The 13,716-nt window shown below is 30.1% G+C and carries 11 protein-coding genes; 2 read left to right on the top strand and 9 right to left on the bottom strand.

All coding sequences use genetic code 11. The annotated features are described in order from the left end of the window. Positions 1-117 precede the first annotated feature (117 nt). On the top strand, positions 118-594 hold the full coding sequence (locus L3J60_RS12065; protein ID WP_291975806.1) for a T9SS type A sorting domain-containing protein: 477 nt from the start codon (positions 118-120) through the stop codon (positions 592-594). Positions 595-736: 142 nt separating this feature from the next. Here the strand turns inward: L3J60_RS12065 and L3J60_RS12060 are convergent, their stop codons facing one another. The 9 genes from L3J60_RS12060 to hisG form a co-directional block, all read right to left on the bottom strand. Then, positions 737-1,411, bottom strand: coding sequence for a DUF2461 domain-containing protein (locus L3J60_RS12060; protein ID WP_291975805.1), 675 nt, complete (start codon positions 1,409-1,411; stop codon positions 737-739). A 33-nt stretch (positions 1,412-1,444) separates the two neighbouring features. Continuing rightward, positions 1,445-2,077: a bifunctional phosphoribosyl-AMP cyclohydrolase/phosphoribosyl-ATP diphosphatase HisIE gene (gene hisIE / locus L3J60_RS12055; RefSeq protein ID WP_291975804.1), complete on the bottom strand. Its 633-nt coding sequence runs from the start codon at positions 2,075-2,077 to the stop codon at positions 1,445-1,447. 62 nt (positions 2,078-2,139) lie between these two features. Then, a complete protein-coding gene (hisF, locus tag L3J60_RS12050; RefSeq protein ID WP_291975803.1) occupies positions 2,140-2,895 on the bottom strand; it encodes an imidazole glycerol phosphate synthase subunit HisF in 756 nt (251 codons plus the stop codon). An 88-nt stretch (positions 2,896-2,983) separates the two neighbouring features. Further along, positions 2,984-3,709 (bottom strand): 1-(5-phosphoribosyl)-5-[(5-phosphoribosylamino)methylideneamino]imidazole-4-carboxamide isomerase, encoded by a 726-nt coding sequence (hisA, locus tag L3J60_RS12045; RefSeq protein ID WP_291975802.1) that lies wholly within the window; start codon positions 3,707-3,709, stop codon positions 2,984-2,986. A gap of 215 nt (positions 3,710-3,924) precedes the next feature. After that, complete coding sequence (gene hisH / locus L3J60_RS12040; RefSeq protein ID WP_291975801.1) at positions 3,925-4,506, bottom strand: imidazole glycerol phosphate synthase subunit HisH; 582 nt, start codon at positions 4,504-4,506, stop codon at positions 3,925-3,927. Positions 4,507-4,585: 79 nt separating this feature from the next. Next, positions 4,586-5,719, bottom strand: a complete 1,134-nt coding sequence (hisB, locus tag L3J60_RS12035) for a bifunctional histidinol-phosphatase/imidazoleglycerol-phosphate dehydratase HisB (RefSeq protein ID WP_291975807.1) — start codon at positions 5,717-5,719, stop codon at positions 4,586-4,588. After that, a complete protein-coding gene (gene hisC, locus L3J60_RS12030) occupies positions 5,719-6,756 on the bottom strand; it encodes a histidinol-phosphate transaminase (RefSeq protein ID WP_291975799.1) in 1,038 nt (345 codons plus the stop codon). Before hisC ends, hisB begins: the two co-directional genes overlap by 1 nt. 122 nt (positions 6,757-6,878) lie before the next feature. After that, positions 6,879-8,162, bottom strand: a complete 1,284-nt coding sequence (gene hisD / locus L3J60_RS12025) for a histidinol dehydrogenase (protein ID WP_291975798.1) — start codon at positions 8,160-8,162, stop codon at positions 6,879-6,881. Positions 8,163-8,360: 198 nt separating this feature from the next. Beyond that, entirely contained in the window at positions 8,361-9,218 is an 858-nt protein-coding gene (gene hisG, locus L3J60_RS12020; RefSeq protein WP_291975797.1) for an ATP phosphoribosyltransferase, read from the bottom strand. A 388-nt stretch (positions 9,219-9,606) separates the two neighbouring features. Here hisG and purL point away from each other — a divergent pair, with 388 nt between their 5' ends. Beyond that, the gene (gene purL / locus L3J60_RS12015; RefSeq protein ID WP_291975796.1) at positions 9,607-13,404 is read left to right on the top strand and encodes a phosphoribosylformylglycinamidine synthase; all 3,798 of its coding nucleotides are present in this window, start codon (positions 9,607-9,609) and stop codon (positions 13,402-13,404) included. Positions 13,405-13,716: the final 312 nt, after the last annotated feature.

Genomic DNA, 13,716 nt, shown 5'->3' with positions numbered 1-13,716 from the left:
CTACTTGATGTCATTGATGTAAATTATTGATTATCAGTATAATATACAAATAATTAATAACTTTGACAACTATAAATCAACTGATTATCTAGCTTTTATCAAAGAAAAAGTGTGAGTTTGCCCTGGTTTACTGGTGTTGGAAATAGACAAGTAGAACTTTATATAAACGGTGTTTCAAAAGGAACTTCTATTCAATGGGATAATACAAGTACACAAACTTTTTCTGTAACAGAAATTAATCTTACAGGAAATGTAATTATTGAAATTAGAAATATTACAGAAAAACAAGTTGTTATAGATGATATTAGTTGGACTTGTTACTCTTCTACGCTAGCAACAAATAATTATGTTTCAGACTTGTTTAATGTATATCCAAATCCTAGTACAAATAATGACTTAACTATTTCTGTAAAAAATAATACGGAGCTAAAAGGTGTACAATTATATAATACTTTAGGACAATTAATAATAGATATTAAAAACCCGAAAAAAGTTCAAAATAAGATACAATTAAAAAATATTCCTTCTGGAATATATATTTTAAAAGTATTTAATACTAAAGAATATTCAAGTAAAAGAATAATAATTCAGTAGATAAAAAAAAGAAGCTGTCTAAAAAGTAACATTCGTCAACCTAAACTTGTTTCAGGTTCTTATAATCATTAGTTATCAATAATGTAAGATTCTGAAACAAGTTCAGAATGACGGTTTTCAAGACTTTTTAGACAGCTTTTTTTTATTCAATTAGTGAAACTCCATTTAAATCGGTAGTTAAAATTTCACTCATATAATTAAAGTAAGGACGCATTACTTTAAAGGTTTTATTTACTTCATCTAAAAAGTTAGGTGATAATACTTCATCATCTGTAAAATAACGAGTTACAATATATTGTTTCATTCTAATTAAATCTACATTGGGATGATTTTTATCAAAACCTCTTGGAGCAGTTTTTAACGAATTGCCTTGGATTTCACCAAAATTTTGAACAAACTTTTTATCGTTAATAATAGCTCTAATTTCAGTAGTATCCATTTCAAATTCCTTTCTAATACGAAGTAAATCTTCTTTATTAGGAGACCAAAATCCACCTGCCAAAAAAGTTTCTCCCGGACTTATTTGCAAATAATAGCCTCCTCTTTTTCTTTTTGATGCTCGTACAAAATGACCAGAAAAATAAGTTTTATAAGGTGTTTTATCTTTTGAAAAACGAATATCTCTGTAAATTCTAAATACCTTTAATTTTTCTATTTCGTCATGTGTGTTTAACGCTTCCTTTAAGGCTGTATAAAACAATTTTATTTTATCTTGTTCAAGTTGAAATTCCTTTTTATGTGTGTTAAACCAATCTCGATTATTATTTTCCTTTAATTGACTTAGAAAATTAAAAGCTGATTTTGAAATTGTAGTCATATGATAAAATTTATTTTGAAATGTACAAAAAAATTAAGAATGTCTTCCCTCTAAAATTTTCACGACATCTTTTAATGTGAAACCTTTTGCTTGTAGTAAAATTAAATAATGAAACAGCAAATCTGCACTTTCATTTAAAAATAAATTATCGTCATTATCTTTAGCTTCAATTACAACTTCTACAGCTTCTTCTCCTACTTTTTGAGCTATTTTATTAATTCCTTTTGCAAATAATGAAGCTACATAGCTTTTTTCTGAATCAGCAATTTCTCTTCTACTTTGAATCACATTTTCCAACTCAGATAAAAATCCGTAAGATTGGTTATTGGTTTCTCCCCAACAAGTATCCGTTCCTTTATGGCATGTTGGTCCAACTGGATTCACTTCAATTAACAAAGTATCCTTATCACAATCGTTTTTAATTGAAACTAAATTTAAAAAGTTACCACTTTCTTCACCCTTTGTCCACAATCTATTTTTTGTTCTACTATAAAATGTTACTTTATTAGTTTTAACTGTTTTTGAATAGGCTTCAACATTCATGTAACCCAACATTAATACATTTTTAGTAGTTGCATCTTGAATTATTGCTGGCACTAAATCATCATTATTTTTATTAAAATTTATATTCATAATTTTTTCTTGTATTTTATTATCTCTTGTCATTCCTGCGTAGGCAGGAATCCATTATTAACATTGTTTAGATTCCTGTTTTCACAGGAATGACATTACAATCGAACTGGTATATTATTATTTTTTAATTCTTTCTTTAAATCTATTATTTCTATTTCTTTAAAATGAAAAACGCTAGCTGCCAAAGCAGCATCTGCTTTTCCTTCAATAAATACATCTGTAAAATGTTGTATATTTCCTGCTCCACCTGACGCAATTATTGGAATATTAACCAAACTACTTAAATGTGCTAATGCATTATTTGCAAATCCGTTTTTAGTACCATCGTGATCCATGGAAGTGAATAATATTTCACCAGCACCTCTATTTTCTACTTCTTTAGCCCAATCAAATAATTTAATTTCCGTAGGAACTTTACCTCCAACCAAATGCACCATCCATTCGCCTTCAACCTGTTTTGCATCAATGGCTACAACAATACACTGACTTCCAAATTTTGCAGCCAACTCATTTATTAATTGTGGGTTTTTTACTGCAGATGAGTTTATAGAAACCTTATCAGCACCTGAATTTAATAATATTTCAACATCTTCAACCGATGAAATTCCACCTCCTACCGTAAATGGAATATTTATCTTTTCTGCCACATGCATCACTAATTCTGACAATGTTTTTCTACGTTGTTCCGTTGCAGTAATATCTAAAAATACCAGCTCATCAGCACCGTTGTTTGCATAAATTTCAGCAAGTTCAACGGGGTCTCCTGCATCGCGTAAATTAGTGAAATTTACACCTTTAACAGTTCTGCCATTTTTAATATCTAAACAAGGTATTATTCTTTTTGTTAACATAGTTTCTTTTATTCGTCATTGCGAATGAAATGAAGCAATCTCAATATATTCAACAGATTACCACGTCGTTTCTCTCCTCGTAATGACGTTACTTATTTAATATAAATTTTTCCAATTGTTTCATACTAATCCTATTTTCATAAATGGCTTTACCAATAATAGTTCCTTCACAACCCATTGCTGCCAATTTTGGTAATTCACTAAACGTTGAAATTCCTCCAGAAGCTATCAACTTCACATCAGATATTTTATTTAAAATCTTTTGATACAACTCAAATGAAGGTCCTTCTAACATGCCATCTTTAGAAATATCAGTACAAATAACATAACTAACACCCTTATTTACATAATTTTGTATAAAAGGAAGTAATTCTTTATCTGATTCTTCTAACCAACCGCCAATAGCAACTTTTTCATTTGTTGCATCGGCTCCCAAAATAATTTTTTCTGAACCATACTCCTGTATCCATTTCTTAAAAATTAAAGGATTTTTAACAGCAATACTTCCTCCTGTAATTTGATTTGCACCCGATTCGAAAGCTATTTTTAAATCTTCATCCGATTTTAAACCACCTCCAAAGTCAATACTTAAATTGGTTTTTGAAGCAATGGTTTCTAAAACTTTGTAATTTACAATATGGCTTGCTTTTGCCCCATCTAAATCTACCAAATGTAAATATTTAACTCCGTGATCTTCAAACATTTTTGCTGCTTCCAACGGATTTTCGTTGTATATCTTTTGAGTACTATAATCTCCTTTTGAAAGGCGTACACATTTCCCATTGATGATATCTATTGCGGGTATTATTCTCATTTGTATTGTTTAATTGTTATCTATTATTTTGTCATTGCGAAGCAAATTTTTCATTTGCTGTGGCAATCTCACGTTGAATGAAGAGATTACCACGTCGTTATCACTCCTTGTAATGATAAATTTTAAAATCTTTTGTCATTTTCATTTGCTGTGGCAATCTCCTTCATAGAATAAGATTACTTCGTCGCTACCGCTTCTCGTAATGACGGTTACTTTCACAACTCCAAAAAATTCTTTAAAATTTGTGCTCCTGCCGTACTACTTTTTTCAGGGTGAAATTGCACTCCATAAAAATTATCTTTTTGCATTGCTGAAGCATATTTAACTCCATATTCAGTAGTTGCAATAGTTTCTTTATTTAATGGAACATAAAAACTATGTACCAAATACATAAATTCTTTTTCATCAATTCCACTAAATAATTTCGATTTTAAATTTTCAATTTGATTCCAACCAATTTGTGGAACTTTTTGAGATGCATCAAATTTAACAACATCATAATTAAAAATACCTAGACCTTGGGTGTTTCCTTCTTCACAATGATTGCACATTAACTGCATTCCTAAGCAAATTCCTAAAACTGGTTGTGTCAAAGTTGGAATAACTTTATCCAATCCTGTTGAAATCAATTTTCCCATAGCGTTACTTGCCTCTCCAACTCCTGGAAAAATAATTTTATTTGCCGATTTTATTTCTTCTGCATCATCTGATAAAATTGAATCATAGCCCAACCTTTTAATCGCAAATTTAATAGACTGTATATTTCCTGCACCGTAATTTATGATTACTATTTTCATTTATTTTTATTCTTATTATGAGATTGCCACAGTCGTTCCTCCTTCGCAATGACAAAACAATTAATAATTGTCAGTTATTTTATAGCATTCCTTTAGTACTAGGTAAAATCATTTTTCCGGTATCTCTTTTTACAGCTGCTTTAATTGCTTTTGCAAATGCTTTAAAAATAGCTTCAATTTTGTGATGTTCATTTACACCTTCTGCTTTAATATTTAAATTGCATTTAGCTCCATCCGTGAACGATTTAAACAAATGGTAAAACATTTCTGTTGGCATTTCTCCAATTTTTTCGCGTTTAAAATCGGCATCCCATACCAACCAGTTTCTACCTCCAAAATCTATTGCAACCTGTGCTAAACAATCATCCATTGGTAAGCAAAAACCGTAACGCTCTATACCCAACTTATTCCCTAATGCTTTAGCAAAAACTTCACCTAAAGCAATCATAGTATCTTCAATAGTATGATGCTCATCAACTTCCAAATCACCTTTTACCTGTATAGTTACATCCATATTTCCGTGACGTGCAATTTGGTCTAACATATGATCAAAAAAGGCAATTCCTGTAGAAATATCACTTTTACCTGTTCCATCTAAATTCAGTTTAATATAAATTTGTGTTTCATTTGTATTTCGAGTAAGTTGTGCTGTTCTTTGTTCTAATTTTAAAAATTCATAAATTTTTTCCCAATCAGTAGTTTCTAACTGAATAAAATTACTTAATTCTTCTTTTTTTACCGAAATTTCATTGGAGCCTAAATAAGAATTATCATTGATAAATATTCCTTTTGAATTTAGATTTTTAGCCAATTGAATATCTGTCAACCTATCGCCAATTACAAATGAATTTTCCAAATCATAATCATCAGAAAAATAAATTTTGAGTAAACCTGTATTTGGTTTTCTTGTTGGTGCATTATCTTTAGCAAAAGTTTTATCAATATAAACTTTAGAGAATTTTACACCTTCATTTTTAAAGGTTCGTAATATAAAATTATGAACAGACCAAAAAGTGTTTTCAGGATAAATTTCAGTTCCTAAACCATCCTGATTGGTAATCATCACCAATTCAAAATCTAATTCTTTCGCTATTTTGCCTAAATATGTAAAAACTTTTGGATAAAAAACTAACTTATCAAATGCATCAATTTGTTCATCGGCAGGTTCTTTAATCAACGTGCCATCTCTATCTATAAACAATACTTTTTTCATCATTCAATTTCGTTTAATACGTTTATTAATTTCTTGTTTTCACTTTTTGTTCCAACCGTTAACCGCAATGTATTTTCACATAAAGGTTGCGTGGTTCTGTTTCTCACTACAATTCCTTTTTTTATTAATTGCTGATATCTATTATTAGCATTATCAACTTTAATTAATACAAAATTAGCATCTGTTGGATACACTTTTTCAATAAATGAAATTGATTTTAATTTCTTTATTAATTTCTCTCGTTGTGCTAGAATTTTACCAATTTCTTTTTGTACTTTTTGTTGATTCAAAACTCTTTTCAATGCTTTTTTCTGTGTTAATTTATTCACATTATAAGGAGGCTTAATTTTATTTAAAACCGTAATAATTTCTTTTGAAGCATAACAAATTCCCAATCTAATTCCTGCCATACCGTAAGCTTTTGATAAGGTTTGCGTTATAATTAAGTTTGGAAATTCATCTAATCGTTGTAACCAACTTTTTTGGGAAGTAAAATCAATATAAGCCTCATCTAATATGATGATTCCTTTAAAATATTTAAGAAGTGTTTCAACATTTTCAAATCTGAATAAATTACCTGTAGGATTGTTTGGCGAACACAAAAACAATAATTTTGAATTAGCATCTGCAGCATTTAAAATCTCTTGTACATTCGGTTGAAATTTATCTGTCAATAAAATTTCTTTTACAGTAATATTATTAATTTCTGCCAACACTTTATACATTCCATACGTTGGCGGTAACGTAATAATATTATCTACTGCTGGCTCACAAAATGCTCTGAAAATTAAATCCAAAACTTCATCACTTCCATTCCCTAATAAAATTTGATCAACATCATTTTTTTTGATTTTAGAAAGTTCTTGTTTTACCTTTCTTTGATAAGGATCAGGATACCGATTTACCCCATTTTCAAACGGATTTTCATTGGCATCTAGAAAAATCATTTCAGCATCAAAATCTTTAAATTCATTTCTTGCTGAAGAATAAGGCTTTAAGAATTTAATATTTTCTCGTGTTAGTTCTTGAATATTCATATTAATTGTTATTTGTCATTGCGAAGCAAATTCTTCATTTGCTGTGGCAATCTAATTCAATTTTAGAGATTACCACGTTGTTACCACTCCCTGTCTGCCGACAGGCTGGCTCATAATGACCATTATTTTAAACTATTTAAACGCAACGTTACTGCATTTTTATGTGCATCTAAACCTTCTGCTTCTGCCATTAATTCAATGGTATTTCCTATATTTTGAATCCCTTTTTTTGATATTTTTTGAAATGTAATAGCTTTTAAAAACGAATCTAAATTAACTCCTGAATACGCCTTTGAATAACCATTTGTTGGTAAGGTATGATTTGTACCTGAAGCATAATCACCTGCACTTTCTGGGGTGTAATTCCCAATAAATACCGAGCCGGCATTTTCAATTCCATTTACATAAAAATCATTATTATTGGTACAAATTATAAAGTGTTCAGGTCCATATTCATTTATTAATTCTAAGGCAATCTCTTTAGTTTCAACATAAATCAATTTTGAGTTTTCAATAGCTTTCTCCGCAATTTTTTTTCTTGATAATTGTTGAATTTGACTTTCAATTTCAATTGAAACTTCAGTAATCATTTTTTTTGATGTTGATACTAAAATCACCTGACTGTCAACACCGTGTTCTGCCTGACTTAACAAGTCTGATGCTACAAAACTTGGATTGGCGGTATCATCCGCAACAATTAATAATTCACTTGGTCCTGCCGGCATATCAATAGCAACTCCAAATTTAGTTGCTAATTGTTTTGCAGCAGTAACATATTGATTTCCAGGTCCAAAAATTTTATAAACTTGTGGAATTGATTCCGTTCCAAAAGTAAGTGCAGCAATGGCTTGAATTCCACCAATTTTAATAATTTCAGTTATTCCACATTGTTTTGCTGCATAAATAATAGCCGGATTTATAGTCCCTTTTTTATTTGGAGGAGTTGCCAAAATAATTTCTTTACATCCTGCAATTTGAGCTGGAATTGCCAGCATTAAAACTGTTGAGAACAATGGAGCCGTTCCTCCAGGAATATATAGTGCAACTTTTTGAATTGGTCTTTTTTCTTGCCAGCATTGAACACCTATAGTTGTTTCTGTTACAACTTTTTTAGTTTTTTGAGCACTATGAAATTTTTCAATGTTTTGTTTTGCATTTTTAATTGCTTCTTTTAAATCTCCTGAAATTAATGTATCAACTGTTTTTAATTCCTTTTCTGAAACATAAAAATCATTTAATAGAACTCCATCAAAAATAGACGTATATCTTTTTACTGCTTCATCACCATTACTTTTGATATCTCCAAAAATAGAAGTAACAGTATCTTCAATTGCTTCAATTGATTGTGTAGGTCTTTGCAGTAAAATTGACCAATTATCTTTTTGTGGATTTATTATTTTTTTCATTTTTGCATTATTTAGTTGAACTAAAAAATAATTATTGTAATTTTTGTTAAGATGAGATCCTGAAACAAGCCTGCCTGCCGGACAGGCGGGTTCAGGATGACACCTTTGTTATATGCTTATTCCAAATTATTCAACATTAAACTTTTAAATTTTAAACTTTAAACTTTTATAATAATTCTCTCTGGGGATTAAGGAGCTTTACAATACCATTTTTTCAATAGGAATTACTAACAATCCTTCTGCTCCATTTGCTTTTAAATCATCTATTACTTCCCAAAAAGAATTTTTTTCAATAACTGTGTGAATAGAACTCCATCCTTCTTCAGCTAAAGGTAAAACCGTAGGACTTCGCATTCCTGGTAATAATTTTATTATTGCTGAAATTTTATCATTAGGTGCATTCATTAGTACATATTTTGATTTTCTACCTTTTAAAACGGCTTGAATTCTAAATTGAAGTTTATCTAAAACAATCTGTTTTTCTTTTGATATTAAAGGAGAAACTGCTAAAACCGCTTCACTAACTAGCATTTTTTCAACCTCTTTTAAATTATTTTTAAACAAGGTACTTCCGCTAGAAACAATGTCGCAAATTGCATCAGCCAAACCAATGTTTGGAGCTATTTCAACTGAACCATTAATGATATGGATTTCAGGTTTAACATTAAATTTTTTGAAATACTTGATAACCGTATTTGGATAGGAAGTTGCAATACGCTTTCCATTTAAATCTTGTATAGAATTGTATTCATTTTCTTTAGGAATTGCAATGGAAACCCTACATTTAGAAAAACCTAAAGGTTCTAATATACCAATATCTTCACCTTTTTCAATTAAAACATTTTCACCAATAATGGCTACATCAACTACACCATCTCTTAAATATTGAGGAATATCTCCATTTCGCAAATAAAGGACTTCTAAAGGAAAATTACTTGCAGAAGCCTTAAGCTGATCTTTACCGTTGTCAATTGAAATTCCACAATCTTTTAGCAACTTAAGTGAATCTTCATTTAACCTTCCTGATTTTTGAACTGCAATTTTAATTTTATTCATTTCTTATCTTAATGTGTTCAAGTAAATCTTTGAGTATAAAAAAACCCGTCTGATTTACTCAAACGGGTTATAATTATATTTTTATTTTATTCAATATAGTATCATCGTGCCTGAGTGCCGGTTTGAAAATGATGACGATGATGTAATTGAATAAAATTCATGTTTCTTTATTTACTACGCCAAAGGTATTAAACTATTTAAATTAATAAACTCCACATGGAACAATATTAACAATTTTTTATTTTTTGTTAAATAAATAACAATTTATTCAACAAAATTGTTAAAAACTGTATTAATAACTAGTTTAACTAAATAAAACCCAAGACTAGTGTTTCTAATAATTTGGTTAAATTTGCTACATAAAACAAAAAATTAAACAAATCAATCTATGATTCATTTCTTTGGAAACGCAACCAGTAAAATTTATGCTGTACAAACGTCAAAAGAACTTTCGCAAGAAACAATACAAAAATTAACTTGGCTATTTGGCAATCAAAATATATTAAATGAGGCATCTATTTATGCTTTTTTTATTGGTCCAAAAATTACAATGATTACTCCTTGGAGTACAAACGCTGTTGAAATTACCCAAAATATGGGAATTGATAAAATCATAAGAATTGAAGAATTTATAGCTTCAAATAAAGAAGAAGATTTTGATTCAATGATTTTTCAAAAATACAGTGGATTAAATCAAGATGTTTTTACCATTGATTTAACACCTGAACCTATTTTAGAAATTGATGATATTGCTGCTTATAACAAACAAGAAGGATTATCACTAAATAATGATGAAGTTGAATATTTAAATAAACTAAGTGCCAAAATTAATCGAAAATTAACAGATTCTGAAATATTTGGATTTTCTCAGGTAAACTCAGAACACTGTCGCCATAAAATTTTTAATGGAACTTTTATTATTGATGGCAAAAAAATGCCTTCTTCATTATTCAAACTAATTCGAAAAACTTCAGAATTAAATTCCAACGGAATTGTTTCAGCTTATAAAGATAATGTCGCTTTTATTAAAGGACCAACCGTTGAGCAATTCGCACCAAAATCGGCAGATAAACCTGATTTTTACGAAATGAAAAATTTTAATTCTGTCATTTCTTTAAAAGCAGAAACTCATAATTTCCCTACCACTGTTGAACCATTTAATGGTGCTGCCACTGGAGCTGGAGGTGAAATTAGAGATCGTTTGGCGGGCGGAAAAGGGTCTTTGCCTTTAGCTGGTACAGCTGTGTATATGACTTCCTATTCTAGATTATCAAAAGATAGACCTTGGGAAAAATATATGCACGAACGCAAATGGTTGTATCAAACTCCAATTGATATTTTAATTAAAGCTTCAAATGGTGCTTCTGATTTTGGAAATAAATTTGGACAACCACTTATTTCTGGTTCTGTATTGACTTTTGAATATCAAGAAAATACTCGCAAATTAGGTTTTGATAAAGTAATTATGCAAGCAGGTGGAATTGGTTACGCAAAAGCTGAACAAGCTTTGAAAGATAAACCTGCTAAAGGTGACAAAATTATTATTTTAGGTGGTGATAACTACCGAATTGGTATGGGGGGTGCTGCAGTTTCCTCAGCTGATACTGGTAAATTTTCAAGTGGAATTGAATTAAATGCAGTTCAACGTTCAAACCCTGAAATGCAAAAAAGAGTTGCAAATGCCATAAGAGGAATGGTTGAAAATGAACAAAATCCAATTGTGTCAATTCACGATCACGGTGCTGGTGGACATTTAAATTGTTTATCAGAATTAGTTGAAGAAACTGGCGGAATTATAGAAATTGATAAATTGCCTATTGGCGACCCAACCCTTTCTGCTAAAGAGATTATTGGAAATGAATCTCAAGAAAGAATGGGTTTAGTAATTCATGAAAAGGATATTGAGTTGTTACAAAAAAATGCAGCAAGAGAACGTGCTCCTTTTTATGAAGTTGGAGAAGTTACAAACGACTTAAAATTTACTTTCGAATCAAAGAAAAACAATACAAAACCAATGGATTTAAATTTATTGGATATGTTTGGTAGCTCTCCAAAAACTATTATGAATGATAGTACTGTAAAAAGAAATTACAGCAAACCTATTTATATACAAGAAAATATTCAAGATTATCTCCGTGAAGTTTTAAAATTAGAAGCAGTTGCTTGTAAAGATTGGTTAACGAACAAAGTTGACCGCTGCGTTGGAGGAAAAGTTGCCAAACAACAATGTGCTGGTCCTTTACAATTGCCCTTAAATAATTGTGGCGTTATGGCATTAGATTATAATGGTAAAGAAGGAATCGCAACTTCTATTGGACACGCTCCTATAAGTGCATTGATTGACCCGATTGCAGGGAGTAGAAATGCCATAGCAGAAGCACTTACTAATATTATTTGGGCACCGTTACAAAATAATTTGGCATCTGTTTCTTTATCAGCAAACTGGATGTGGCCCTGTAAAAATGAAGGAGAAGATGCTCGTTTATACTCAGCCGTTAAAGCGGTTTCTGATTTTGCAATTGAACTGGGAATTAATATTCCGACAGGTAAAGATTCGCTTTCAATGAAGCAAAAATATGACAATGAAGAAGTAATTGCTCCTGGAACTGTAATTATTTCTGCAACAGGACATTGTAATGAAATTTCAAAAGTTATTGAACCCGTTATTCAACTTAAAGAAAACAACAAATTATATTACATTAATTTATCTAATGAAAATTTTAAATTAGGTGGATCTTCATTTTCTCAAATCAATGGAAATTTAGGTGTTTTTACGCCTACCATAAAAAGTGCAACACTTTTTAAGAATGTTTTTAATACTATTCAACAATTAATTAAAGAAAATAAAATCTTGGCTGGGCATGATATTTCTTCGGGTGGAATGATAACTACTTTGTTAGAAATGTGTTTTTCACAACAAAAAATTGGATTAGAAATAAATCTTTCTGATTTAAATGAAAGGGATATTATAAAACTGCTATTTTCCGAAAACAGCGGTATTATTTTCCAAAGTTCAGATACAAGTATTACTTCTATTTTAAAAGAAAATAACATCTCTTATTTTGAAATTGGGAAAGCCATTCAAGGTAATAATATCTCTATTAAAAATAAAGCTAAAATCTACAATTTTAATATTCCTGAATTAAGAGATTGCTGGTTTGAAACTTCGTATTTATTAGATGATAAACAATGTGCAAATAACAAAGCAAAAAATCGCTTTGAAAATTATAAAAATCAACCTTTAAACTTTGTATTTCCGCAGCATTTTACGGGAAAATTAAAAAATGTCATTGCGAACGCAGTGAAGCAATCTGTTTATAAAAATGAGATTACTTCGTCGCATACTCCTCGCAATGACGGAAATGTCACTTCGAACCCTTCAACTCCGCTCAAAACAAGCTTAATTAAAAAACCTAAAGCAGCCATCATTCGTGAAAAGGGAAGTAATAGTGAACGTGAAATGGCTAATGCTATGTATTTAGCTGGTTTTGATGTAAAAGATGTGCATATGACCGATTTAATTAGCGGCCGTGAAACATTAGAAGATATTCAGTTTATTGGTGCTGTTGGCGGATTTTCAAATTCTGATGTATTAGGTTCTGCCAAAGGTTGGGCTGGTGCATTTTTATACAACGAAAAAGCTAAAACAGCTTTAGATAATTTTTTCAAAAGAGAAGATACTTTATCTGTTGGAATTTGTAATGGTTGTCAGTTATTTATGGAATTAGAAGTCATAAATCCTGAACATAAAATTCACGGAAAAATGATTCATAATGATTCCCATAAACACGAAAGTAATTTTACTTCAGTTACTATCCAGAAAAATAATTCGGTAATGTTATCAAGCCTTGAAGGAAGCACTTTGGGAGTTTGGATTTCACACGGTGAAGGAAAATTTAAGCTACCAATGGAAGAATCAGCCTATCATATAGTTGCTAAATACGGTTATGATAGTTATCCTGCAAATCCTAATGGATCTGATTTTAACACGGCTATGCTTTGCTCAAAAGATGGACGCCATTTAGTTACCATGCCACATATTGAGCGGTCTATATATCAATGGAATTGGGCTTATTATCCTGAAGGAAGAAAAGATGAAGTTTCACCTTGGGCAGAAGCATTTATAAATGCTAGAAAGTGGATTCAAAAACAAAAAAACAGCAGTACAATTATAAAGGATTTCTAAACTCTGAAATTCCTTTTTTATCATATCATCACATTGCATCAATATTAATTAAACCCGTTGTGCATTATGATAAAATTTCGTCAATTCGAGTGAATTTTAATCCTGATAAGGAGGAAAATTAGTATCGAGAATAGAAATTTTAGTCTAAAAAATAGTTCTCGATACAATTTTCTATCGAAAATCATTCGTATTCTATGATTAAAACAAATAAAAACATTAAAATTTATCACTAATTTTTAAGCTGCATATTTCATAAAATCCACATAAGGTGTTTCACGATTTACAACGGCAAATATTCTTGATAAAAGTTTA

This window comes from Lutibacter sp. (assembly GCF_021647475.1).
Lineage (GTDB): Bacteria > Bacteroidota > Bacteroidia > Flavobacteriales > Flavobacteriaceae > Lutibacter.
The sequence above is the reverse complement of the archived record's forward strand: the minus strand, read 5'-3'. Positions and strand labels throughout refer to the sequence as shown.